This is a genomic window from Cryptosporangium japonicum, assembly GCF_039524755.1.
In the GTDB taxonomy this organism is placed as follows: domain Bacteria; phylum Actinomycetota; class Actinomycetes; order Mycobacteriales; family Cryptosporangiaceae; genus Cryptosporangium; species Cryptosporangium japonicum.
The window spans coordinates 41,536-62,971 of sequence record NZ_BAAAGX010000008.1; the positions used below are offsets into that span (position 1 = coordinate 41,536).

At 73.0% G+C, this 21,436-nt stretch carries 20 protein-coding genes; 7 read left to right on the forward strand and 13 right to left on the reverse strand.

All coding sequences use genetic code 11. The features are described 5' to 3' along the window. Positions 1 to 180: 180 nt before the first annotated feature. From ABD437_RS10465 to ABD437_RS10480, 4 genes are read left to right on the forward strand one after another with little or no spacing between them, the layout of a single operon-like run. Positions 181 to 1,386, forward strand: a complete 1,206-nt coding sequence (locus ABD437_RS10465; protein ID WP_344648588.1) for a CaiB/BaiF CoA transferase family protein — start codon at positions 181 to 183, stop codon at positions 1,384 to 1,386. Next, positions 1,383 to 2,189, forward strand: a complete 807-nt coding sequence (locus tag ABD437_RS10470) for a cyclase family protein (protein ID WP_344648589.1) — start codon at positions 1,383 to 1,385, stop codon at positions 2,187 to 2,189. Before ABD437_RS10465 ends, ABD437_RS10470 begins: the two co-directional genes overlap by 4 nt. Then, positions 2,182 to 3,600, forward strand: coding sequence for an MmgE/PrpD family protein (locus tag ABD437_RS10475; RefSeq protein WP_344648590.1), 1,419 nt, complete (start codon positions 2,182 to 2,184; stop codon positions 3,598 to 3,600). The genes ABD437_RS10470 and ABD437_RS10475 overlap by 8 nt, the downstream gene beginning before the upstream one ends. Further along, entirely contained in the window at positions 3,590 to 5,053 is a 1,464-nt protein-coding gene (locus ABD437_RS10480) for a dihydroorotase (RefSeq protein ID WP_344648591.1), read from the forward strand. The genes ABD437_RS10475 and ABD437_RS10480 overlap by 11 nt, the downstream gene beginning before the upstream one ends. A gap of 7 nt (positions 5,054 to 5,060) precedes the next feature. Here the strand turns inward: ABD437_RS10480 and ABD437_RS10485 are convergent, their stop codons facing one another. From ABD437_RS10485 to ABD437_RS10535, 11 genes are all read right to left on the reverse strand, one after another. Then, on the reverse strand, positions 5,061 to 6,218 hold the full coding sequence (locus ABD437_RS10485) for a hypothetical protein (protein WP_344648592.1): 1,158 nt from the start codon (positions 6,216 to 6,218) through the stop codon (positions 5,061 to 5,063). A gap of 82 nt (positions 6,219 to 6,300) precedes the next feature. Next, on the reverse strand, positions 6,301 to 6,816 hold the full coding sequence (locus tag ABD437_RS10490; RefSeq protein WP_344648593.1) for a hypothetical protein: 516 nt from the start codon (positions 6,814 to 6,816) through the stop codon (positions 6,301 to 6,303). A gap of 95 nt (positions 6,817 to 6,911) precedes the next feature. Further along, entirely contained in the window at positions 6,912 to 7,730 is an 819-nt protein-coding gene (locus ABD437_RS10495; RefSeq protein WP_344648594.1) for an HpcH/HpaI aldolase/citrate lyase family protein, read from the reverse strand. After that, the gene (locus ABD437_RS10500) at positions 7,727 to 9,079 is read right to left on the reverse strand and encodes an FAD-dependent oxidoreductase (protein ID WP_344648595.1); all 1,353 of its coding nucleotides are present in this window, start codon (positions 9,077 to 9,079) and stop codon (positions 7,727 to 7,729) included. The genes ABD437_RS10495 and ABD437_RS10500 overlap by 4 nt, the downstream gene beginning before the upstream one ends. After that, the gene (locus tag ABD437_RS10505) at positions 9,076 to 9,711 is read right to left on the reverse strand and encodes an aspartate/glutamate racemase family protein (RefSeq protein WP_344648596.1); all 636 of its coding nucleotides are present in this window, start codon (positions 9,709 to 9,711) and stop codon (positions 9,076 to 9,078) included. Before ABD437_RS10505 ends, ABD437_RS10500 begins: the two co-directional genes overlap by 4 nt. Positions 9,712 to 9,727: 16 nt before the next feature. After that, on the reverse strand, positions 9,728 to 11,032 hold the full coding sequence (locus ABD437_RS10510; RefSeq protein ID WP_344648597.1) for an MmgE/PrpD family protein: 1,305 nt from the start codon (positions 11,030 to 11,032) through the stop codon (positions 9,728 to 9,730). Beyond that, a complete protein-coding gene (locus ABD437_RS10515; protein WP_344648598.1) occupies positions 11,029 to 11,736 on the reverse strand; it encodes an ABC transporter ATP-binding protein in 708 nt (235 codons plus the stop codon). Before ABD437_RS10515 ends, ABD437_RS10510 begins: the two co-directional genes overlap by 4 nt. After that, positions 11,729 to 12,472: an ABC transporter ATP-binding protein gene (locus ABD437_RS10520; protein WP_344648599.1), complete on the reverse strand. Its 744-nt coding sequence runs from the start codon at positions 12,470 to 12,472 to the stop codon at positions 11,729 to 11,731. The genes ABD437_RS10515 and ABD437_RS10520 overlap by 8 nt, the downstream gene beginning before the upstream one ends. Beyond that, positions 12,457 to 13,518 (reverse strand): branched-chain amino acid ABC transporter permease, encoded by a 1,062-nt coding sequence (locus ABD437_RS10525; protein WP_344648600.1) that lies wholly within the window; start codon positions 13,516 to 13,518, stop codon positions 12,457 to 12,459. The genes ABD437_RS10520 and ABD437_RS10525 overlap by 16 nt, the downstream gene beginning before the upstream one ends. Next, a complete protein-coding gene (locus tag ABD437_RS10530) occupies positions 13,515 to 14,489 on the reverse strand; it encodes a branched-chain amino acid ABC transporter permease (RefSeq protein ID WP_344648601.1) in 975 nt (324 codons plus the stop codon). Before ABD437_RS10530 ends, ABD437_RS10525 begins: the two co-directional genes overlap by 4 nt. Next, positions 14,486 to 15,718 carry an ABC transporter substrate-binding protein gene (locus ABD437_RS10535; RefSeq protein ID WP_344648602.1) on the reverse strand — a complete coding sequence of 411 codons (1,233 nt, stop codon included), beginning with the start codon at positions 15,716 to 15,718 and terminating at the stop codon, positions 14,486 to 14,488. The genes ABD437_RS10530 and ABD437_RS10535 overlap by 4 nt, the downstream gene beginning before the upstream one ends. Before the next feature lie 219 nt (positions 15,719 to 15,937). Here ABD437_RS10535 and ABD437_RS10540 point away from each other — a divergent pair, with 219 nt between their 5' ends. Then, positions 15,938 to 16,714, forward strand: a complete 777-nt coding sequence (locus ABD437_RS10540; RefSeq protein ID WP_344648603.1) for an IclR family transcriptional regulator — start codon at positions 15,938 to 15,940, stop codon at positions 16,712 to 16,714. A 9-nt stretch (positions 16,715 to 16,723) separates the two neighbouring features. Here the strand turns inward: ABD437_RS10540 and ABD437_RS10545 are convergent, their stop codons facing one another. Both ABD437_RS10545 and ABD437_RS10550 read right to left on the reverse strand, forming a co-directional pair. Continuing rightward, positions 16,724 to 17,617 (reverse strand): ROK family protein, encoded by an 894-nt coding sequence (locus ABD437_RS10545; protein ID WP_344648604.1) that lies wholly within the window; start codon positions 17,615 to 17,617, stop codon positions 16,724 to 16,726. Then, a complete protein-coding gene (locus ABD437_RS10550; RefSeq protein ID WP_344648605.1) occupies positions 17,614 to 18,846 on the reverse strand; it encodes a Gfo/Idh/MocA family protein in 1,233 nt (410 codons plus the stop codon). The genes ABD437_RS10545 and ABD437_RS10550 overlap by 4 nt, the downstream gene beginning before the upstream one ends. A 68-nt stretch (positions 18,847 to 18,914) precedes the next feature. Here ABD437_RS10550 and ABD437_RS10555 point away from each other — a divergent pair, with 68 nt between their 5' ends. Together ABD437_RS10555 and ABD437_RS10560 are read left to right on the forward strand one after the other, a co-directional pair. Continuing rightward, positions 18,915 to 20,015: an ROK family transcriptional regulator gene (locus tag ABD437_RS10555; protein ID WP_344648606.1), complete on the forward strand. Its 1,101-nt coding sequence runs from the start codon at positions 18,915 to 18,917 to the stop codon at positions 20,013 to 20,015. Between the two features lie 85 nt (positions 20,016 to 20,100). Then, positions 20,101 to 21,351 carry an ABC transporter substrate-binding protein gene (locus ABD437_RS10560; RefSeq protein ID WP_344648607.1) on the forward strand — a complete coding sequence of 417 codons (1,251 nt, stop codon included), beginning with the start codon at positions 20,101 to 20,103 and terminating at the stop codon, positions 21,349 to 21,351. Positions 21,352 to 21,436 lie beyond the last annotated feature (85 nt).

A 21,436-nucleotide genomic window follows, 5' to 3' on the forward strand; every position in this document is an offset into this window, starting at 1 on the left:
CGCTCACCGTACGAGATTGTTGAACAATCCGGCAAGCATTGTTCAACAATTCGTCCGGGACCGGGAGGGGCGCTCCGTTCCGCCAGCCGGTACGCGAAATAGGCGCTGCGCCGCGAGAACCTTCCTCACGGCCGCCAGCCGGGTATAGAGTCCCCGCATGGCGTTTCTTGGAGCGGAACGATGACGAGCCCACCGGAGAACGGACCGCTCCACGGGCTGAGAGTCCTGGACGTCTCGACGATCCTGGCCGGCCCCCTCGCGTGCCAGATCCTCGGTGACTACGGCGCCGACGTGATCAAGATCGAGCACCCGCGCACCGGCGACAGCATGCGCGGGCACGGCGGCCAGAAGGACGGCGTCGCGATCTGGTGGAAGGAGATCAGCCGGAACAAGCGCACGGTCGCGCTCAACCTGTCCGATCCGGACGGTGCCGCCGCGCTGAGGAGACTCGCGGCCGACGCCGACGTGCTCGTCGAGAACTTCCGCCCCGGCACGCTCGAGCGCTGGGGCCTGGGCCCGGAGACGCTGCACGCCGCGAATCCCGGCCTCGTCCTGGTGCGTCTCACCGGTTTCGGTCAGACCGGTCCGTACTCCTCGCGCGCCGGGTTCGGCACGCTCGCGGAGGCGATGAGCGGGTTCGCGGCGCTCACCGGTGAGGCCGACGGGCCGCCGACGCTGCCGAGCTTCGGCCTCGCCGACAGCATCTGCGGGCTCGCCGCGTCCTCGGCCGCGCTGATGGCGCTGCGCCACCGCGACCGCACCGGCCGGGGCCAGGTGGTCGACCTGAGCATCCTGGCGCCGATCATGACCGCGGTCGGGCCGGGGCCCACCGTCTACCAGCAGACCGGCGAGATCGAACAGCGCCACGGCAACCGCTCGACGAACAACGCGCCGCGCAACACCTACCGCACGGCCGACGGCAGCTGGGTCGCGATCTCGACGAGCGCGCAGTCGATCGCCGAGCGGGTGTTACGGCTGGTCGGACACCCCGAGGTCATCGACGAGCCCTGGTTCGCCACCGGGCGCGGCCGGGCCGGGCACGTCGACGAACTCGACGCGTACGTCGGCGACTGGATCGGCGCGCGCACCCGCGACGAGGTGCTCGACGCGTTCACCGGAGCCGGCGCGGCGATCGCCCCGGTCTACACCGCGAAGGACCTGGTGGAGGACGTCCACGTGCGCGAGACGCAGATGCTCACCGAGGTCGAGGACGACGAGCTGGGCACGATGCTCCAGCACGACGTCCTCTGGCGGATGTCGGAGACGCCGGGCCGGATCCGGTTCACCGGCCGGGCCCTGGGCGCCGACACCGACGAGGTGCTCACCGAGGCCGGCCTCTCCGCCGGCGAGATCCAGGCCCTGCGCGACCGGGAGGTCATCCGATGAGCGACGCGTTACTGGACGCGGTCGCGGCCGGTGTCACGGTCCACGACCTCGGGCGCACGTTCTTCCCCGGCATGCCGCAGTCGCCGAACCACCCCGCGTACACCCACACGCTGCCCCGGCGCCACGGCGACCTGGTGCGTGCCGACGGCGCGTCGGCGGCGAACGACCTGATCGTGCTCGGCACCCACGTCGGAACCCACATCGACGCGCTCGCGCACGTCAGCTACCAGGGCAGACTTCACGGTGGCGCGGACGCCCACGCGGCCGGGACCGGGGGCCGCTACCTCGAGCACGGGGTGCACACGATCGCGCCGATGGTCCGCCGCGGTGTGCTGCTCGACGTGCCCCGGGCGTTGGGCCGGCCGGAGTGCGAACCCGGCTACGAGATCACGGTGTCCGATCTGGAGGCCACCGGCGTCGACGTCCGCCCCGGCGACGTCGTGCTGATCCGCTCCGGGTGGGGCCGGCGGTTCGACGAGGGCGCCGAAGCCTACGTGGGGAAGGACTCGGGCGTGCCCGGGATCTCCGAGGCCGGCGCGAGGTGGCTGGCGCAGAGGAACATCCACGCCGCCGGGGCCGACACGATCGCGTTCGAGCGGCTCGCGCCCGGCGGGGGCCATGCGCTGCTGCCCGCGCACAACGTCCTGCTCGTGGAGCACGGCATCTACCTGATCGAGGCGATGGCGCTCGACGAGCTGGCCGCGGCCGGCGTCGCCGAATTCCTGTTCGTGCTCGCGCCGCTGAAGCTGCTCGGCGCCACCGGCTCCCCCGTCCGCCCGCTCGCGGTGGTGTCCGGTGGCTGAGCCCACGCTGGCCCAGCGGCTCGGGACCTTCGCCGCCGAGGCCGACGACCTGCCGGCCGAGGTCACCGACAGCGTCCGCAAGCGGGTGCTCGACGTCCTCGGCATCGCGGCCGCGGCCGCGTCGCTGGAGACCAGCCGCGCCGCCCGCCGCTGGGCCGCCGAGCAGGGCGGGAAGCCCGAGGCCACCGCGATCGGCCTCGCCGAGAAGCTGCCGGCCGCGCAGGCCGCGTTCGTCAACGGCGTGCTGGCCCACTCCCTCGACTACGACGACACCCACCTGCCGTCGGTCCTGCACCCCAGCGCCGTCGTCGTCCCGGCCGCGCTCGCCGCGGCCGAGGCCACGCACGCGACCGGCGCCCAGCTGGAGGCCGCGATCGCCGTCGGCCTCGAAACCACGGTGCGCCTCGGCATGGCCGGCTACGACCGGCGGACCAACAACTCCGTGTTCTTCGAACACGGCCAGCACGCCACGTCGATCTGCGGCGCGCTCGGCGGCGCGGTCGCCGCGGCGAGACTGCACGGTTTCGGCGCCGAGCGCGTGACCGACGTGCTCGGGGTCACCGCCTCGATGGCCTCCGGGCTGATCGAGGCCAACCGCACCGGCGGCACCGTGAAACGCATGCACTGCGGCTGGGCCGCGCACGCGGCGCTGAGCGCGGTGGGGCTGGTGCGTCACGGTTTCACCGGCCCGCCGACCGTGCTCGAAGGCCGGTTCGGGTTCTTCCAGGCCTGGCTGCACGGCGTGTTCGACGCGAGCCCGATCACCGACGGCCTCGGCGAGAAGTGGGCCGTCCCGGGCATCTTCTTCAAGCCCTACCCCGCCAACCACTTCACCCACGCCGGCATCGACGCCGCACGCCGCCTGCGTGCGCAGGGTCTCGACCCGGACCGCGTCGCCGCGATCCGCCTGGGCGTACCCCGGCAGAACCTCCCCACGGTCGGGCAGCCGATCGAGGTGAAACGCGCCCCTGAGACCGGCTACATGGCCCAGTTCAGCGGCCCGTACACGCTCGTCGCCGGCCTGCTCGGCGGCGGTGGGCTCGGCGTCGGGCTCGACGACTTCACCGACGAGCTGGCCCGCGACCCCCGCCGGCGCGCGCTGATGGCCCTGGTCGAGGTCGAGCCGGACGAGAAGTGCACCGCGATCTTCCCGTACCAGTTCCCCGCCGTCGTCACGGTCCGGCTGGACGACGGCACCGAGCTCACCGAGGAGGTGCTGGTCAACCGGGGCGGACCGGACGATCCGCTCTCGTTCGACGAGCTCGCAACCAAGTTCCGCGACAATGCCGGGCGGGCCCTCCCCGCCGATGCCGTCGGGTCGCTCGCGGACGCGATCGCCGGCCTGCACGACATCACTGATCTGTCCGCCCTGCTCGAACCGCTCCGGGAGGTCGACGCCCATGAACTATGACCTGATCGTCACGAACGCGCGCGTGGTCACGCCGGACACCGCCGAGCCCCGCTCGACCGACGTCGGCATCAAGGACGGGAAGTTCACCGCGCTCGGGACGCTCGACCCGGCGGACGCCGGGACCGTGCTCGACGCCGGCGGCAAGCTGCTCTACCCGGGCGTGGTCGACGTGCACCAGCACTGGGGCATCTACAACGACCTCACCGACGACGCGCGCACCGAGAGCCGGGCCTCCGCCCAGGGCGGGGTCACCACCGGGATCACCTACATCCGCACCGGCCAGTACTACCTGAACCGCACCGGGCCCTACACCGAGATCTTCCCGGACGTGCTCAAGGCCACCGAGGGCCACGCGTACGTGGACTACGCGTTCCACGTGGCGCCGATCCTGCGTCGGCACATCGACGAGATCCCGACGATGATCAGCGAGTTCGGCGTCCCCTCGTTCAAGATCTTCATGTTCTACGGCACGCACGGCCTGCACGGCCGCTCCAACGAGCAGGGCTCGTTCCTGATGCTGCCCGAGGACGAGACGTACGACTACGCGCACTTCGAGTTCGTGATGCGCGGCATCCAGGCCGCCCGGGAGGACCCGCGCTTCGCGGCGCACGCGGACGCGATCTCGCTGTCGCTGCACTGCGAGACCGCCGAGATCATGCGCGCCTACACCAAGATCGTCGAGGAGGCCGGGGGCCCGCGCGACCTGGCCGCCTACAGCGCCTCGCGCCCGCCGCACTCCGAGGGGCTGGCGATCACGATCGCGTCGTACCTGGCGCACGAGACCCAGTTACCGAACATCAACCTGCTGCACCTCTCCTCGCGCAAGGCGATCGAGGCCGCGATGCTGATGCAGGCGACGTTCCCGCACGTGGACTTCCGGCGGGAGGTGACGATCGGGCACCTGGTCGCCGACATCTCGACCGCGAGCGGGCTCGGCGGCAAGGTCAACCCGCCGCTGCGTCCGCGCGACGACGTCGAGGCGCTCTGGGAGCACGTGCTGGCCGGGAACTTCTCCTGGGTGACCAGCGACCACGCGTGCTGCAAGGACGAGCAGAAGTTCGGCGACCCGCGCGAGGACGTGTTCACCGCGAAGAGCGGGTTCGGCGGCACCGAGTACCTGCTGCCGGCGCTGGTCAGCGAGGGGCGGCGACGCGGGCTGTCGCACGGGCGGATCGCGGCGCTGACGTCCTGGAACCCGGCCCAGCGCTTCGGGCTGTACTCGAAGGGCACGGTCGCGCCGGGCTACGACGCGGACTTCTGCCTGGTCGACGACGGGTCCTCGTGGGTGGTGCGTGCCGCGGACTCGGAGTCGGCGCAGGAGTACTCCCCGTTCGAGGGCTTCGAGCTGTCGGCACGGGTCACCGACACCTACCTGCGTGGCGACGCCGTGCTGCGGGACGGGGCCGTGGTGGGGGCGCCGCGCGGACAGTACGTGCGGCGCCCCACCGGCTGACGTCACCTCATCGGATCGTCCACCGCACGGCCTGCGTACCGGACGCCGTGGTCACGGTGCCCACCACGACACCGGAGTCGTTGACGTCGACGGCGGCGCTGCCGGTGCCGCCGGGCGCCCCGAGGTCGGTGAGCGCACCGTCGTCCCAGCGGAACGCGTGGGTCGCGCCGGACGCCGTCGTGCTGGAGCCGACGACCTGGCCCTGGTCGTTGATCGCGGTCGGCACGCTGCCCGCACCGCCGAGCGTGCCCAGGTCGGTCAGCGTGCCCGCCCGCCAGCGGAACGCGTGCGTCTCACCGGACGCGGTCGTGCTGGTGCCGATGACGTCGCCGGCGGCGTTGACCGCGCGGCCGGTGTCGGCCGGGACGCTGGTGTCGCCACCGAGCGTTCCGAGTTCGGTGATCCGGCCACCGCTCCAGACCACCGCGACCCGCGGAACGAACGTGACCGACGGCCCGGTGCCGAACCGCATCGTGCCCAGCGCGCCGACCACCACGTCGCCGGGGCCGAAATCGTACGCGACCCCGGCCTGCCCGGCCGGTACCGGCAGGGTGGTCGCGGTGCCGTCGGCCGTGAGCACCGTCGGGACGTGGTTGACGTTCGTGGCGCTGTTCCCGGGGCGGGCGCCGGCCACCCGGCCGTCGTCGGCGATCGCGTGCGCGACCGCGAGGTCGGTGTTCGTCGTGCCGCCGTCGGCGCGGCAGACCGTGGCGCTGAACCGCCGCCCGGACGTCACCGTGCCCACCAGCGCGTCACCGCTCCCGTTCGCGTCCTCGACGCCGAGCGGGGCCCCGAGCGTGATCGGGCAGTCGCCGGTCGTGCCGTCCGGACGCCAGTGCCGGATCGCGCGCTGGTTGACGTCGGGTTCGCCGATCGAGCCGACGACCACACCGCCGTCGGAGATCCGCGCCGCCGACGCGCCCGGGCGCTGGGCCGAGCCGGGCAGCGCGGTGTAGCCGCTGTCGTCCCAGCGCAGGGCCTGGGGTGTGCCGCCGACGTCCGCGCGCCCGACCGCGATCCCGGCGTCGTCGACGTCGGAGACGGCGGAGCTCGTGGTGCCGTCCGGAACCGGGAGCGGGGTGGCGGTGACCGTCGGGGCGGCGTGAGCGGTCGCGGCCGGGACGAGTAGCGCTACGGCCAACGCGCCACCGAGGAGTAATCGCACCGTGGGCCTCCTTGCCATTCGAGGAAGGCGGAGTCTGCCAGCGTTGCTCCATCGTGGACAGCGATCGGCCGTCCGTACCGGTTCAGCCGCCGAGGGCCACGTACCGACGCGCCCGGCGCAGCTGCACGATCGAGAAGCCCAGGACGGCGGCGAAGAAGACGACGCAGTAACCGCCGACGAGGCGCTGCCACAGCCGGTCGCCGAACACCACCTGCGCGCTCTGCAGGACGAGGATCACCGGGTAGACCCACAGGGCGATCGGGAGGTATCTCGTCAACCGTCGCGCCTCGTGGCGGGCGATCGCGCGGAGTTCCGGATCGTCGGGCGGCTCGGCGCGCTTCAGCGCGTCGCGCACGATACGCGAATCGGCCCGGCTCAGGTCCCGCAGCGGTGAGGCCAGCGTGACCCCGGGCGCCGACGTGAGCCTGGGACCACGTCGCCGGAGGAACCCGACGAGTCCGGCGCCGACGCCGGTGACGACCAGGCCGAAGCCGAGCCCCAGCACGACACCGATCGCGACGTCCCCGGCGGTGAGGCCGGTGCTCTCCTGGGCCGCCGACAGCAGGTACCCGGCGGTGGCCGACACGGCCGTGCCCACGGCGACACCGATCCACGTCCTCGCGGACGACCGCGCCATCCCGCCTCGCCTCCCGTGCACCGGTACCACCGATGTCCACTGTGGCACATCGGGGCTCAGCGAGTGGCCAGGGCCAGTACCTCGCGGGCGGAGCGGACCACGGCGGCGTCGATGAAGCGGCCTCCGGCGTCCACCGCGCCACCACCGCCGGCGGCGTCGACGCGGTCGACGACGTCCCGGGCGGTCGCCACCTCCTCGTCGGTGGGCGTGAACACCTCGTGGATCACCGGCACCTGCGCCGGGTGGATCGCGGTGCGGCCGCGGAAGCCCTGGCGGGCCAGCGTGCGGGCGCTCTCCCGGAACGCGTCGGTGTCGCGGAAGTCGGTGGAGGTGGCGCCGACCGGGCGCGCGATGCCGGCCGCGGCCGACGCGACGACGACCTGCAGGCGGACCGGCGCCAGCTCGGCGCGGTCGGCGCCGGGACGCAGGCCGAGGTCGGCGATCAGGTCGGCCTCGCCGATGCCCAGGCGCAGCACGCGCGGCCCGGCCGCGATCTCCGCGGCCCGGATCAACCCCGCCGCGGACTCGATCAGCGGCAGCACGGCCGCGTCCGACCCGAGGGCGGTCAGCCGCGCGTCGACCTCGGCCAGACCGTCCGGGCCGGCTTTCGGCACGACGACGCCGTCCAGACCCGGGCGCACCACCGCGGCCAGGTCGTCGGCGACGCTCTCGGCGTTGATCCGCACCCACACCTGCGGGCCGGGCTCCGGGGTGAGCCAGTCGGCCACCAGCTCCCGGGCCGCCTGCTTCCGCGCCGGCGCGACCGCGTCCTCCAGGTCGACGATCAGCGCGTCGGCACCGCGTGAACGCGCGCCGAGCAGCCGGTCCGCCCGGTCACCCGGGACGTAGAGGTAACTGCGAACCGGTCGGATCACGCGCGCGCCTTTCCCTCGGCGACGGCGTCGGCGGCCAGGTAGGCGAGGCCGAACGCGGGGAGCAGGCCGTTGCCGGCCAGGTAGCCGGCGGCCCCGTGCCCGGAGATGCCCGCCGCGGCACCGCCCGACGCGTAGAGGCCGGGGATCGCGCTGCCGTCGGGGCGCAGTACCCGGGCGCGGCCGTCCACCACCAGGCCGCCCTGGGTGTGGAACAGCGCGGGGAGCACGCGGACCGCGGCGTACGGCGCACGCAACGCCCGCGTGAACGTGCGTCCGAACGGGTCCGGCTCCCGGGTGTGCCGCTCGACCCCGGCCAGCTCGGCCCGGATCCCGTCCACCGGCAGCCCGGTCGCCTCGGCCAGTTCCTCGGGCGAGGACGCCCACACCTCCGCGCCCGCCTCCACGCAGTGGCGGAAGTCGGTGAACGGCAGGCACTCGTCGTGGACGCCCTGGTCGTAGACGATCCAGCCGGTCGCGCCGGGGCGGGCCGCGAGCGCCGGGCCGAACTCGGAGTAGCCGCTGGTCTCGCGGCCGAAGCGACGACCGGTGGTGTCGAGCATGATCCCGCCGTGCACGATCGTGGCCCAGCCGAGCAGCGTGGAGGCCTTCGCCGAGAGCGCGGCGTGCCCCTGGTAGGCGTCGAGGAACGCGGTGTCGGCCCCGAGGCGGGCCCCGATGCGCAGCGCGTCGCCCCGGGAGGTCTCACTGCCGTGGTAGGTCGCCGCGGCGATCTCCGGCAGGTGCGCGCGGACCAGGTCGCGGTCGGCGCCGAAGCCGTTGGTGGCCAGCAGCACCGCGTCGGTCGGGATCTCCTCGTCCCCGGCGACCACGGCACGCACCGTGCCGTCGTCGTCGAGCAGCACGTCGGTGACGCGGGCCGGCACCAGCACGTCGATCAGCGGGCTGGCGTCGGCCAGGCGGGTGAGTCGGTCGACCAGCGCGGCGCCGTGGCGCTCGGGGATCGTGTGGCAGCGTTCCACCGAGTGCCCCGGGTAGTTCATGTCGGTCATCAACGACATCTCGAAGCCGGCCGTGTCGGCCATCCACTCGACGAGTTCGGCGCTCACCTCGGCGAGCGCGCGGGCCAGCCGGGCGTCGCCGGTGCCGCCGGTCTTGCGGCGCACGTCGTCGACGAAGAGCTCAGGCGAGTCCTCGATCCCGGCGGCGCGCTGCCAGCGGGTGCCGACGCCGGGCACCATCGCGGTGCACATCGAGGTGTTGTTGCCCCGGCGGTAGTGCGCGCTGGCCTCGACCACCAGCACGCTCAGCCCGTGCTCGGCCGCACGCAACGCCGCGAACAGCCCGCCCCCGGCGCCGACCACGACCAGGTCCGGCCCGTCGGCGCTCATGCCGCGGCCCCGGCGGCGACCAGGCGCAGCGTGCGGATCACCGGGTCGACGACCGGGATCGGGGTGCCGCCGCCGACGTCGACCGCCGAGCAGCCGTTGATCAGCGCGGTCGCTCCGGAGCCGGCCAGGTCGGCCGCGGCACCGGCCAGGCGCTCGCGCCACCGGTCCCCGTCGGCCACCGCGGCGAAGTCCAGGTCCAGTGTCCGCACCGGGGTGACCACCGCACCCCAGCCGTACCCGTCGACGACCGCGCGCAGCTCGTCGGCGATCGCCGGGTTCCTGACCACCGCGGCGACCGTCTCCCCCAGCGCCGACGCGTGCGCGAGGGTCACCCGCAGGACACCGATCACGGTGCCGAAGGCCGGGTCGGCCTGCATGGCCGCGACGCCGGGGTCGAGCACGCAGTCGGGCATCACCGCGTCGTACCCGGTGGGCACGTCGGCCAGCGCCGCGACGACCGAACGCTCGGAGGAGCGCATGTCCGCGGGCGTCTCGAGCGACGTCGGCGCGCCGAACGGCAGGTCGTGCAGGTCCACGACGACGCCGTCGGGCGCGATCCAGTCGTAGCGCTCCTGCCGACGGGCGAGCTCACGGGCCCCGACGTGCAGCGGGGTCACGGCGTAGATCCGCATGTCAGTACCTCCTGGGTCAGGGGAGCTCGCGCAGCGCCCGGCGGACCGAGCCCAGCCAGGGCAGCTCCCGGGCGACCGCGCAGACGCGCTCGGCGTCGGCGGCCGAGCCGAGCAGGTCGGCGAGGAGCGCTTCGACGTCGGCGGCGCCGAACGGGCCCCGGGCGGCGTCCCCGATCGGGTCGGTGACCTCGGCCCGCACGACCTCGCCGGAGCGCAGCGTCACCCGCACCCGCGCACCGCGGTGCTCGGGCACGGCGGCGTCGAGGTCGGGCGCGACGGCCAGGTGGACGCGTGACATCAGCGGCCGGGCCGCGTCGATGCGCGTGAACGCGTCCGGGCGCACGGCCCCCTCACGCAGCGCGGTCGCGACGACGAACGGCACCGAGAACATCGCGGCCAGCCGGGTGGGGCAGTCGACGCGATCGAGGGCCGCCGCCGCGGTGTAGGTCTCGACGTCCACCCGGTCGACGTCCTCGAGCGGCACCCGCGGCCGCAGGTCGAGCACCGCGTCGGCGGTGGGGTGGGTGTACGCGCACGACGCGTGCCGCTTGAAGTAGCCCAGCTCCAGGTCCCACCGCTGCCCGAGCTCCTCGGTGAGCGGGGCCGGGTCGAACGTCCCGAGCAGCCCGCCCAGCGAGTGCCCGGCAATGCCGGTGTCCCGGGCGAGCCCGGCGGCGGCCAGGCGGGCGGCGGCCAGCCCGCTCTGGTTGGCCGCGCCCACCCACTCGTCACGCACCGGGTTGCCGTCCAGGGCCGCGACGAACGGTCCGGCGACGGCCATCCCGGCCGCGGTGTCGATCGCCGCGGCCGTCGCGTCGGCGGACAGCCCGAGCAGACGGGCGCACCCGGCCGCCGCGCCCGTCGCGCCCCACGTGCCGTGCGGATGCGTGCCGGGCCGCAGCCGCGTCGCCCGGCCGAACCGTGCCGCCACCTCGTACGCCACCACCAGCGCCGCCGCCGTCGTCGGTCCGTCGGCGTCGCGGGCACCGGCCAGCGCCAGCACCGCCGGCCACCCGTGGGCCGCCGGGTGCCCACCGGCGAACCGGTTGCCCTCGTCGAGTTCCAGGCTCACCAGCGCGGTCGCGTTCAGCCAGGCCGCCGCGTCCGGCGTCGTCGACCGGCCGGTTCCGATCAGGACGGACGGCCCCGGCGGCGGGTCCCACGCGTCGACCAGCGCCGAGCGCCCCGCCGACCCGACCAGCGTCACGCCGAGCACGCTGGCCAGCACGGTCTCCAGCCGGCTCGGAACGTCACCGGGCAGGTCGACAGTGCGGAGCCCGGCCGCCCAGGCGGCCAGGGCACGCACCGGCGTCGCGCTCATAGGCCGAGGTACGCCTTCCGCACCCGGGCGTCCTCGGCCAGTTCGGAACCCGGACCGTCGAGCACGATCGTGCCGCTCTCCAGCACGTACGCCCGGTCGGAGATGCCGAGCGCCTGGGCGGCGTTCTGCTCGACCAGCAGCACGGCCACACCGCGGTCCCGGATCGAGCGCACCGCCTCGAGCACCTCCCAGGTGAGCTTCGGCGACAGGCCGGTCGACGGTTCGTCGAGCATCAGCAGCTTCGGCCGGCTCATCAGGGCCCGGCCGATCGCCAGCATCTGCTGCTGGCCGCCGCTCATCGTCTGCGCGGCCTGCCTGCGGCGCTCGGCGAGCGCGGGGAACAGCGCGTAGACCTCGTCCAGGAGCGCGTCCACGCCGGAGCGCACGGTCCACGCGCCGAGGCGCAGGTTCTCGTCCACGCTCATCGGGCCGAACAGGTCGCGCCCTTCCGAGACCTGCACGACGCCGCGGCGCACGATCTCGTGCGGCCGCCGCCCGTCGATGCGTTCCCCGGCGTAGGTCACGGTGCCCGCGGTGGCGCGGAGCAGCCCGCTGATCAGCCGCAGCGTCGTCGACTTCCCGGCTCCGTTGGCGCCGACGATCGACACCAGTTCCCCGGCGTCGACGTGCAGCGAGATCCCGTGCAGGATCTGCAGGCCGGAGTACCCGGCCGAAGCCTCGTCGATCCGCAGCCCGTCAGTCACCGGACCCCACTCCCGTGCCGAGGTACGCCTCCACCACCGCCGGGTCCTCGACCACGTCCGCGGGCGCGCCGCGCGCGATCACCCGCCCGCGGTCGAACACGACGACCGAGTCGGACAGCCGCATCACCGCGGCCATGATGTGCTCGACGAACACCAGCGTCAGCCCCTGCTCGTCACGCAGGCCCGCCAGCAGGTCGAGCACCGGCTGGCGCTCGGTGGGCACCAGCCCGGCCAGCACCTCGTCGAGCAGCAGCACCCGGGGCCGCGTCGCGAGCGCCCGCGCCAGTTCCAGCCGCTTGAGCGCGGCGGTGTGCAGCGTCCCGGCGACCGTGTCGGCCCACTCGTCCATGCCGACCGACGCGACGACCTCCTCGGCCCGCCGGCGCGCCGCCCGCTGCGATCCCCCGCCCACCGACGCCGCGATCGCCACGTTCTCCAGCACGCTCAGCGTCGCGAACGGGCGCATCAGCTGGAAGGTCCGGGTCATCCCGGCCCGCGCGACCTTGTGCGCCGGGAGCCCGGTGATGTCCGTGCCGTCGAGCGTCACGGTGCCCGCGTCGGGCTTGAACGCCCCCGCGACCACGTTGAAGAACGTCGTCTTCCCGGCGCCGTTCGGACCGATGATGCCGAGGACGGTTCCCTCGGCCACCTCGACGTCGACGTCGGAGAGCGCGGCGATGCCCCGGAACGACTTGCTCAGCCCTTCGACCCGCAGCACGCTCACCGTGACCGCCACCGATCGAGCACGAACTGGCGGATCGTTCCGTACAGCCCCTTCGGGAGCACGAGGACGATCACGATCACCAGCACCGCGTAGAGCACGACGTCCAGCCCGCTGCGCCCGGCCAGGAACGACAGCGCGTCGGGCGGCGTCCGCAGGAGCGACGCGGTGACCGTGGAGAGCGGGCCGACGATCACGGCGCCGATCACCGGACCCCACAGCGTCCCCACGCCGCCGACGACCGCGGGCACGATGGCCTGGATCGACTGCGTCTGCCCGAGCACGATGTCCGGGTCGACGAACAGGTAGTACTGCGCGTAGAACGCACCGGCCACCGACGTGATCGCCGCGGCCAGCGCCATCGTCGTGAGCTTGTAGCGCATCACCGCGATGCCCAGCGCGGCCGCCGCGTCCTCGTCGTCGCGGATCGCGACCGTGTACCGGCCGGCCTTGGAGCGCAGGTAGAACAACACCGCCAGGAAGGCGACGACGACGAGCGCGAGACCGATCCAGAAGTACTCGGGCGCGTTGGCCTCGAACTGGAACATCCACCACGACTCCTCCGCCAGCAGCGGCACGTGGTAGCCGATCGTGCCGTTCACCCAGGTGGTGTCGGTGGCGAGCAGCCGCAGCATCTCGGCGATCGCGAACGTGGCCAGCGCGAAGTAGGCGCCTTTGACCTTGTACCGGAACGCGACGTACCCGGTGCCCACCGCGAGCAGGGCCGCGAGCGCCGCCCCGACCACCATGCCGATCCAGGGCGAGACACCGTGCCCGACCAGCAGCACGACGTCGGCGTAGGCGCCCACGCCGAAGTAGGCCGCGTTGCCGAAGCTGAACATGCCGCCGTAGCCGCTCATCAGGTTCCAGCCGGTGGCCAGCAGCGCGAAGATCAGCACCCGGATCGCGACCGCCTGCTGCGACTCCGGCAGCACGAACGGCATCGTCGCGGCGACGGCGGTGACCGCCGCGAGCACCCCGAGGGTTCCGCGCGCGGAGCGGTGCCTGCGCGTGACGGTCCCCTCGTGCGCACCGGCGTCGGGCGCGACGACGGCGGTCATGACCGGGCCCCGAACAGGCCCTGCGGGCGGGCCACCAGGATCAGGATGAAGACCAGGAACACGCCGAACAGCGGGCTCTGCCCGGTGAGCAGCACCCCGCCCAGCTGCTCGACCAGACCCACGATGATGCCGCTGATCAGCGCACCGGCGACGTTGCCGAGGCCACCCATCACGACGACCACGAACGCGAGGATGTTGAACTGGTCGCCGGCGGTGGGGGTGATCGTGGTGAACGGCGCGATCAGCATGCCCGCCGCGCCGGCGCACGCGGTACCGAGGCCGAACGTCAGCACGTAGATCTTCCGGACGTCGATGCCGACCAGCCCGGCGCCCTGCCGGCTGGCCGCCACGGCCCGGATCGCGCGCCCCAGCCGGGTGCGTCCGAGCAGCAGGTAGAGGCCGGCCGCCAGCACCAGGGCGCCACCGAACGCGACCAGGCGCGTCTGGTTGGCCACCGCTCCGAGCACGTTCACGCCGTGGTCACCGGCGACCGCGACCGAGAGCGGGTCGCCGCCGAACGCCAGCAGCAGCAGGTTCGACACCAGCAGCGACAGGCCGAGCGTCAGCAGGAGCTGACTCTCCAGCGGGCGGCCCATCGTGTGGTTGAGCAACGCCCACTGGGCCAGCGCGCCCAGCGCGAACAGCGCCGCGATCGCGATCGGCAGCGCGACGTACGGGTTCGCGCCGGTCGTGCTCACGAACTGGTAGGTGACGAACAGCGCGACCGCGAGGAACGCGCCGTGGGCGAAGTTGACGATGTCCAGTACGCCGAAGATCAGCGTCAGCCCCATCGCGAGCAGGCTGTACACCCCGCCGTTCACCAGCCCGGTGAGCACGGCCTGGCCGGTGATCGTGCCGCTGCCGGACTTCAGCAGCGCGGCCGCGATCAGCACGAACACCAGGCCGATCGCGACCACGGGGGCGGCCGGAACCGACCGCCACCGCGTGGTGAGGGCTTCGGCCGTACTCATGCGCCGGGGGCGGCCGGGTACGTGACCTTCGCGGTCGCGAACTCCGCCGGGTAGACGACGGTCGGCTTGGCGTTCACGACCTGGGTGAGCGCCGGCAGCGCGGTCGAGTTCTCGCCCTTGTCGTCGAACGTGATCGGCCCGTCGTTGAGCGTCAGCGGCGTCAGGTCGGTGTCGGCGATCGCGTCGCGCAGCTTCGACCCGTCGACCGACTTCGAACGCTCCAGCGCCGCGGCGATCACCCGCACCGAGTCGTAGGCCAGCGCGGCGCCGGTACGCGGCGGCTGCCCGTACTTCGCCTGGTAGGCCTGGGCGAACTTCGTCGCCTCCGGGCTCTTGTCGTTGAGGTGGTAGTTGACGTCGAAGTAGCCGGCCGAGGCCGGGCCGGCGTCGGTGGGGAACTGCGGCTGGTCGAACGCGCCGTTCGCGATGCCGTAGACCGCGTCGAGCGGAGGCTTCACGGTGGACACCGCCTTGGCCGCGAGCACCCCGTCCTTGTAGTAGCCGGTGACCACGAGCGCCTGGGCACCCGACGCCTTGACCTGGGTGATCTGCGTCGTCAGGTCGGAGACGCTGGCCGCGTCGTAGGTGATCTCCGGGTCGACCGTGATGCCGGCCTTCTCGGCCTCGGCCTTGAACGCCTTGAACACGCCGGTGCCGAACGCGGTGCTCTCGTGCAGGTAGGCGACCTTGGGGAGCGGCTTCCCGGCCGCCTTGGAGATCTCCTGCAGGTACTTCGCGCCCGCGGTGCCGAACACCGTGTTCCGCGGCTGCATCCGGAACGCGTACTTGTACCCGTGGGAGAGGATGCCGTCGTCGCCGGAGATGTCGATGACGAACGGCACCTTGTTGCGCTCGGCGAGCGGGGCGACGTTCGCGCTCACCGCGCTCTGGTAGGTGCCGACCAGCGCGGTGACGCCCTCGGTGACCAGGCGCTGGGCCTCGCTCTGCCCGACGTCGGGCTTGCCCTGCGTGTCCCCGCCGGCCAGCTCGAGCTTCCGGCCGTCCAGGGCCTTGATGCCCCCGGCCGCGTTGATGTCGTCGATCGCGAGCTTGACGCCGTTCTCCATCTGCTGGCCGTCGCCCGCGTACGGGCCGGTGAGCGGGTGGAGCGTGCCGATCTTGATCGTGCCGCCGGAGTTCCCGGACCCGGTCGACCCGCCGCCGCACCCGGCCACGGCGAGCGAGACGGAACACACCAGCGCCAGTAACGGAAGAGTCCGCCTACCCATGTCGCTCCCTCGAAAGGTGCCGGGCTGCGTTCCGCTAATCGGAACGACTGCTTTAGTTAACGCAGACCGTTCCACCCGCAGGTGGAGTCGTCAAGGGTTCTCTCCCTACGAGATGCAGCATTTACACCGCGTTGATGTGATGGATGATGGCGTTCCTGCTAGAGGAACGGTTTAGAACCGGTACGGTCTACACGCCGGATTCGACGTGGAGGGAGCCGCATGGCCAGCGACGGTACGGAGGGCGCCGGTCGGGTCGCCGACGTCCTGCTCCGGTTCGTCGACGGCCCGCAGTCGTGGGGCGTGTCCGCGATGGCCCGGGAGCTCGACCTGAGCAAGGCCGTCGTGCACCGGATCATGCGGTCGCTGGTGGACCGGGGCCTGCTGACCCTCGACTCCACGTCGCGGGCCTACACGCTGGGGCCGGCCGCGGCGGCGATCGGGGCGCGGGCGTTGCGTGACTCGAAGCTGCGCCGGGTGTCGCTGCCGCTGCTGCGTGAACTCCAGGTCACGACCGGGGAGACCACGACGCTGTCCGCGCGGGTGCCCGGCGGGCGGGTGTACCTCGACCAGGTCGTGAGCACCCACGAGATCAACATGACCGTGGAGCTGGGGCGCCGGTTCCCGCTGCACGCCGGTGGGTCGGGGCGCGCGATCCTCGCGTTCTTCCCGGCCGAGGAGCGCGAGGACGTGCTGCACGGCGAGCTGCGGACGCTCACGTCGGCGACGCAGGTCGACCCCGAGCAGCTGCGGACGCTGCTCGCCGAGACCCGGAAGAACGGGGTCGCCGAGTCGGGTGGCGAGCGCCAGCCCGGGGCCGGGTCGGTGGCGGCACCGATCTTCGACCTGGACGGGCACGTGGTGGGGTCGATCTCGGTGTGCGGGCCGATCAACCGCCTGACGCCGGAGGCGCGCCGCACCTACGTTCCGCACGTGGCCGAGACCGCCGACCGCATCTCCCGCGCCCTGGGCTGGCCCGGCGGCCTTCCCGCCGAGTAGGACGCGGGTTCAGACGAGGGCGCGGGCCAGGAGGGCGGCGCCGTGGCAGCCCGCCTCGTCACCGAGGGCCGCGGGGACGATCGTCGGGGCCGGGAGGAACGAGCTGCGTGCTCCGAGGGCCGCGCGCAGGGGCGTGAAGAGCGTGTCGCCGGCCTGCGCGAGCCCACCACCGACCACGATCACCTGCGGATCCACCAGCGCCGCCGCGCTTCCCAGCCCGTCCGCGAGCGCCTCGACCACGTCACCCCACACCCCGGCCGCCACCGGATCCCCCTCCCCGGCCAGGCGCGCCACCTCCGCCGCCGTGACCGCGTCGCCCGCCACCTCCCGGTAGCGGGCCTCCACGGCGGAGGCGCTGGCCTCGGCTTCCAGGCAACCGCGCCGCCCGCACCCGCACGTCCGCCCGCCCGGGCGCACCATCACGTGCCCGAGCTCCCCGGCCGCGCCGCTCGCTCCGGTCACCACCGAGCCCCCCACCACGTGCGCCGACGCGATCCCGGTTCCGATCGGTACGAACAGCACGTCGTCGCTACCGGAGACCCGCGCCTCGGCCAACCCACCCGCCCGGACGTCGTTCGACAGGGCGGTCGGCAACCCCACCCGCTCCTCGACGAGCGCCCGCAACGGCACGTCGCGCCATCCGACGTTCACCGACCACAGCGCCACCCCGGCGGTGGCGTCCACCAGCCCCGGCACGGCCAGCCCCACCGCCCGGGGCACCGACCCCCCGGCCGCCGCGCGGTCGCGCATCGAGACCAGCACGTCGAGGACCGTGGCGACCACGGCCGCCGGCCCCCGCTCCCGTCCGGTGGGATGGCGCCCGGCCCACGTCACCGCGCCCGTGGCGTCGACCAGGGCGCACTTGAGCGACGTGCCGCCGAGATCGACGGCGAGGACGCTCAAAGGCTGACCACGGTGCCGGCGGAGCGGGCGCGTTCGGCGGCCCACACCACGCGGTGCCCGGCCAGGCTGGTCGTGGCGTCGGAGTTGAGCAGCGTGGGGTCACCGGCCGCGACCGCCTCGACGAACGCGTCCACGAGCGCGTGGTCACCGTCGGTGTGGTCGGCGTCCACCGACGACCCGCCGGTCTCCACGACCTCCTCGGCCCCGGTCCGGAAGTCCACCACCCGCAGCCGCACCCCGTCGCCCTCGACGTACCCGTGCGTCCCGAACAGCCGCGTCTTGCGCAGTTCGAACGGCGAGAACGCGGTCATCGTGAACGACCCGGTCGCGCCGCCCTCGAACTCCAGCGAGACGACCTGGTGGTCGACGACGTCGTTGTCGCTGTCGTAGACGCACCGCCCGTACGGCCCGTCGCGCAGCGCGCGGGTGACGCCCTCGACCGTGTGGTCGGAGGTCACCGCGGAGAGCGGCCAGAACTCCTTGTCCGGGTCGCCGAGGCAGTCGAAGTACAGCCGGGTGGCCGAGTACGGGCAGGTCGGCTCGATCGGGCAGTCCAGGCACCGGGTCGCCGCACCCTCCGGCCGCGCCTCGGGGCGGAAGTGCGACAGGCGGCCGAACGAGCTCACCCGCTCCACCGGCCGGCCGACCACGTACAGCATCCAGTCGAGGTCGTGGCACGCCTTGGCCAGCAGCATCGGCGTCGACGTGCGGCTGTTGCTCCACTCGCCGCGGACGAACGAGTGCGCCTGGTGCCACCACCCCACCGGCTCGAGGTGCTCGATGCTCATGATCTCGCCGATCGCCCCGGAGCCGACGACGTCCGTCACCGCACGCGTGTAGGCGGTGTAGCGCAGCACGTGGCACAGCGCGAAGATCACCTTGTTGCGCTCCACCGCGTCGACGATGCGCTCGGCCTCGTCCTCGGTGGGCGCCATCGGCTTCTCGGCCAGCAGGTGGTAGCCGAGGTCGGCCAGCGCGATCGCCGGCCCGGTGTGCTGCTGGTCGGGCGTGGCGATGATCGCGCCGTCGGCGATCCGGCCGGCGGCGGCCAGCTCCGTCCAGTCCGCGAAGACCTGGGTCACCCCGAACTCGGCCGCGAACCGCTCCCGGCGACCCGGGTCGGGCTCGGCGACCGCGACGATCCGCGCGCCGCCGCTGCTCACCGCACGTCGGGCGTAGCCCTGCCCACGGAGACCCGCACCGACGACAACTAAACTGACTTGGTTCACGGGAGCCTACTTTCTATCCTCTCCAGGATTAGTAACCCCCGGCGCGGCTTCAGGTCAAGGGAGTGTGGATGGCCGAGGAGATCGCGGGCGGCGACTTGTCGCGCCTGCGGCAGCTCAACTCGCTGACCATGGTGCGGGTGCTGCGCGCCGGGGAACCGGCCACGCTGACCGAGCTGTCGGCCCGCTCCGGCCTCTCCCGGGCGTCGACCGAGGACGTGGTGGGCGCGCTGGTGGCGCAGGGCTGGGTGGCCGAGGTGCCCCCGGTCGCCGGTGCGATGGGCCGCCCGGCCCGGCGCTACCGGTTCCGCGGCGACGCCGGGCACGTGCTCGGCGTCGACATCGGTGGGCACCGGGTGCGTGCGCTGGTCACCGACCTGGACGGCACGGTGCTCGGGCGGGCGCAGACCGGCGTGGCCGAGACCGCGGGGCGGGCGGTGCGGCTCGCCGCGGCCGACGGCGTGGTCACCGAATGCCTGCGCGAGGCCGGCCTGCCCGCCGGTGAGCTGTGGGCGGTCGGGGTGGCCAGCAGCGGCCTGATCGACGCCGGTGGGCGGGTCGTGCTGTCGGTCGCGATCCCGGAGTGGACCGGCCTCGACCTGGCCCGGCACTTCGGCGCCACGTTCGCCGGCCCGGTGGTGGTCGACAACGACAGCCGGCTGGCGGCGCTGGCCGAGCAGTGGTGCGGCGTGGCGCGGTACGCGAAGGACTTCGTCCACCTGCTCGCCGGGCTGCGTACGGGCGTCGGCCTGGTGATCGACGGCAAGCTGCACCGCGGGTTCGGCGGCGCGGCCGGCGAGATCGGCGCGCTGCCCAACGTCGGCTGGATCCGGGCCCAGGAACACCTGCAGTCGTGGGACGGCGAGGCCGCCGACCTGTTCGCGGCCGCCCGGGCCGGGAACCGCGCGGCGCTCGGGGCGGTGCGCCGCTACGTGCGTGACCTCTCGGTCGGCACGGCCGCGCTGGTGCTCGCACTCGATCCGCAGCTGGTCGTGCTCGGCGGAGGTTTTTCGCGCTCCGCCGACGTGCTGCTCGGGCCACTGCGCAAAGAGCTCGATAAGCACTGCATTCGGACGCCGGAAGTGCTGGCGTCCACGCTCGGCGAGGAGAGCGTCGCGCTCGGTGCGGTAAAACTCGCCCTCGATCACGTGCAGCCTCAGCTGGTCCCTTGACATCTTTTTACTGGAGTCCATTAATAGTGGAAATTCCTGCGGCGCTCGACGGCGTCGCGGCCGGGCTCACCCCTAGGACTCCCCCATGTCATGGTTCCGACGCACCGGCGCTCTGGTCGGCTTAGTCGCACTGATGGCCACCGCCGCCTGCGGTGGCGACTCCGACACCAACGACGACCCGAACGCGAAGGCGACCATCTCGTACGCGGTCTGGGACAAGAACCAGGTGCCGGCGATGCAGAAGCTCGCCGCCGACTTCACCGCCGAGCACCCGAACATCACGGTGAACGTCCAGCTCAGCCCCTGGGAGACGTACTGGACGAAGATGAAGGCGGCCGCCACCGGGGGCGCCGCACCGGACGTGTTCTGGATGAACGGCCCGAACTTCCAGCTCTACGCGACGAACGACGTGCTGCTGCCGCTCGACGACGTCGACGCCGGCAACTACCCGAAGTCGCTCGTCGACCTCTACACGGTCGAGGGCAAGACCTACGGTGTGCCGAAGGACTTCGACACCGTCGGGCTCTGGTACAACAAGGAGCTCTTCGACGCGGCCAAGGTCACGTACCCGGACGACACCTGGACCTGGGCCACGTTCAAGGCCGCCGCGGCGAAGCTGACGAACAAGGCCAAGGGCCAGTACGCGATCGGCGCGACGCTCACGTCGGCGCAGGAGTACCAGTACAACACGATCTACCAGGCCGGCGGCACGGTGCTCACCGACGGCGGCAAGAAGTCCGGTTACGCCGACCCGGCGACGATCGAGGGCCTGAAGTTCTGGACCGACCTGATCGCGGCCGGCCAGTCCCCCAGCCTCAAGACGCTCACCGACACCCAGGCGATCAACCTGTTCGAGTCGGGCAAGATCGCGATGTACTACGGCGGGTCCTGGAACGCCGCGGAGTTCTCCACCAACGAGTACACCAAGACCCGCGCCGACGTCGCCGTGCTGCCGCAGGGCAAGAAGCGCGCCACGATCATCCACGGCCTGGCCAACGTCGTCTCGGCGAAGACGAAGTCGCCCGCCGCGGCGAAGGAGTTCGTCAAGTTCCTCGGCTCGAAGGAAGCCGCCGAGCTGCTCGCGAAGAACGGCGTCATCCCGGCCTACAACGGCACGCAGGACGCCTGGGTGAAGTCGCACCCCGAGTTCAACCTGCAGGCGTTCCTCGACGAGGTCGAGTACTCGGTGCCCTACCCGGTCTCGCGCAACACCGCGGCCTGGCAGGAGCTCGAGACGAAGTACCTGACGCCGGCCTGGAACGGCACGACCGACGTGGCGGCCGCGTCGAAGGAGCTGGCCACCGCGATGGACGACGCCCTGGCCGAGGAAAAGTAGCGTGGCTCTCCTGGACACCGGGGGCGGGCGGGGGAAAGTGCCCGCCCCCGGGGCCGAACCACCCGCGGCGGCGGTAGGGGCCGCC

Bases quoted from the DNA above. Each gene is read 5' to 3' on its own strand.
- ABD437_RS10465 (WP_344648588.1), top strand. From the start codon at position 181: ATGACGAGCCCACCGGAGAACGGACCGCTCCACGGGCTGAGAGTCCTG.
- ABD437_RS10470 (WP_344648589.1), top strand. From the start codon at position 1,383: ATGAGCGACGCGTTACTGGACGCGGTCGCGGCCGGTGTCACGGTCCAC.
- ABD437_RS10480 (WP_344648591.1), top strand. From the start codon at position 3,590: ATGAACTATGACCTGATCGTCACGAACGCGCGCGTGGTCACGCCGGAC.
- ABD437_RS10500 (WP_344648595.1), bottom strand. From the start codon at position 9,079: ATGAGCGCCGACGGGCCGGACCTGGTCGTGGTCGGCGCCGGGGGCGGG.
- ABD437_RS10505 (WP_344648596.1), bottom strand. From the start codon at position 9,711: ATGCGGATCTACGCCGTGACCCCGCTGCACGTCGGGGCCCGTGAGCTC.
- ABD437_RS10510 (WP_344648597.1), bottom strand. From the start codon at position 11,032: ATGAGCGCGACGCCGGTGCGTGCCCTGGCCGCCTGGGCGGCCGGGCTC.
- ABD437_RS10525 (WP_344648600.1), bottom strand. From the start codon at position 13,518: ATGACCGCCGTCGTCGCGCCCGACGCCGGTGCGCACGAGGGGACCGTC.
- ABD437_RS10530 (WP_344648601.1), bottom strand. From the start codon at position 14,489: ATGAGTACGGCCGAAGCCCTCACCACGCGGTGGCGGTCGGTTCCGGCC.
- ABD437_RS10535 (WP_344648602.1), bottom strand. From the start codon at position 15,718: ATGGGTAGGCGGACTCTTCCGTTACTGGCGCTGGTGTGTTCCGTCTCG.
- ABD437_RS10540 (WP_344648603.1), top strand. From the start codon at position 15,938: ATGGCCAGCGACGGTACGGAGGGCGCCGGTCGGGTCGCCGACGTCCTG.
- ABD437_RS10555 (WP_344648606.1), top strand. From the start codon at position 18,915: ATGGCCGAGGAGATCGCGGGCGGCGACTTGTCGCGCCTGCGGCAGCTC.
- ABD437_RS10560 (WP_344648607.1), top strand. From the start codon at position 20,101: ATGTCATGGTTCCGACGCACCGGCGCTCTGGTCGGCTTAGTCGCACTG.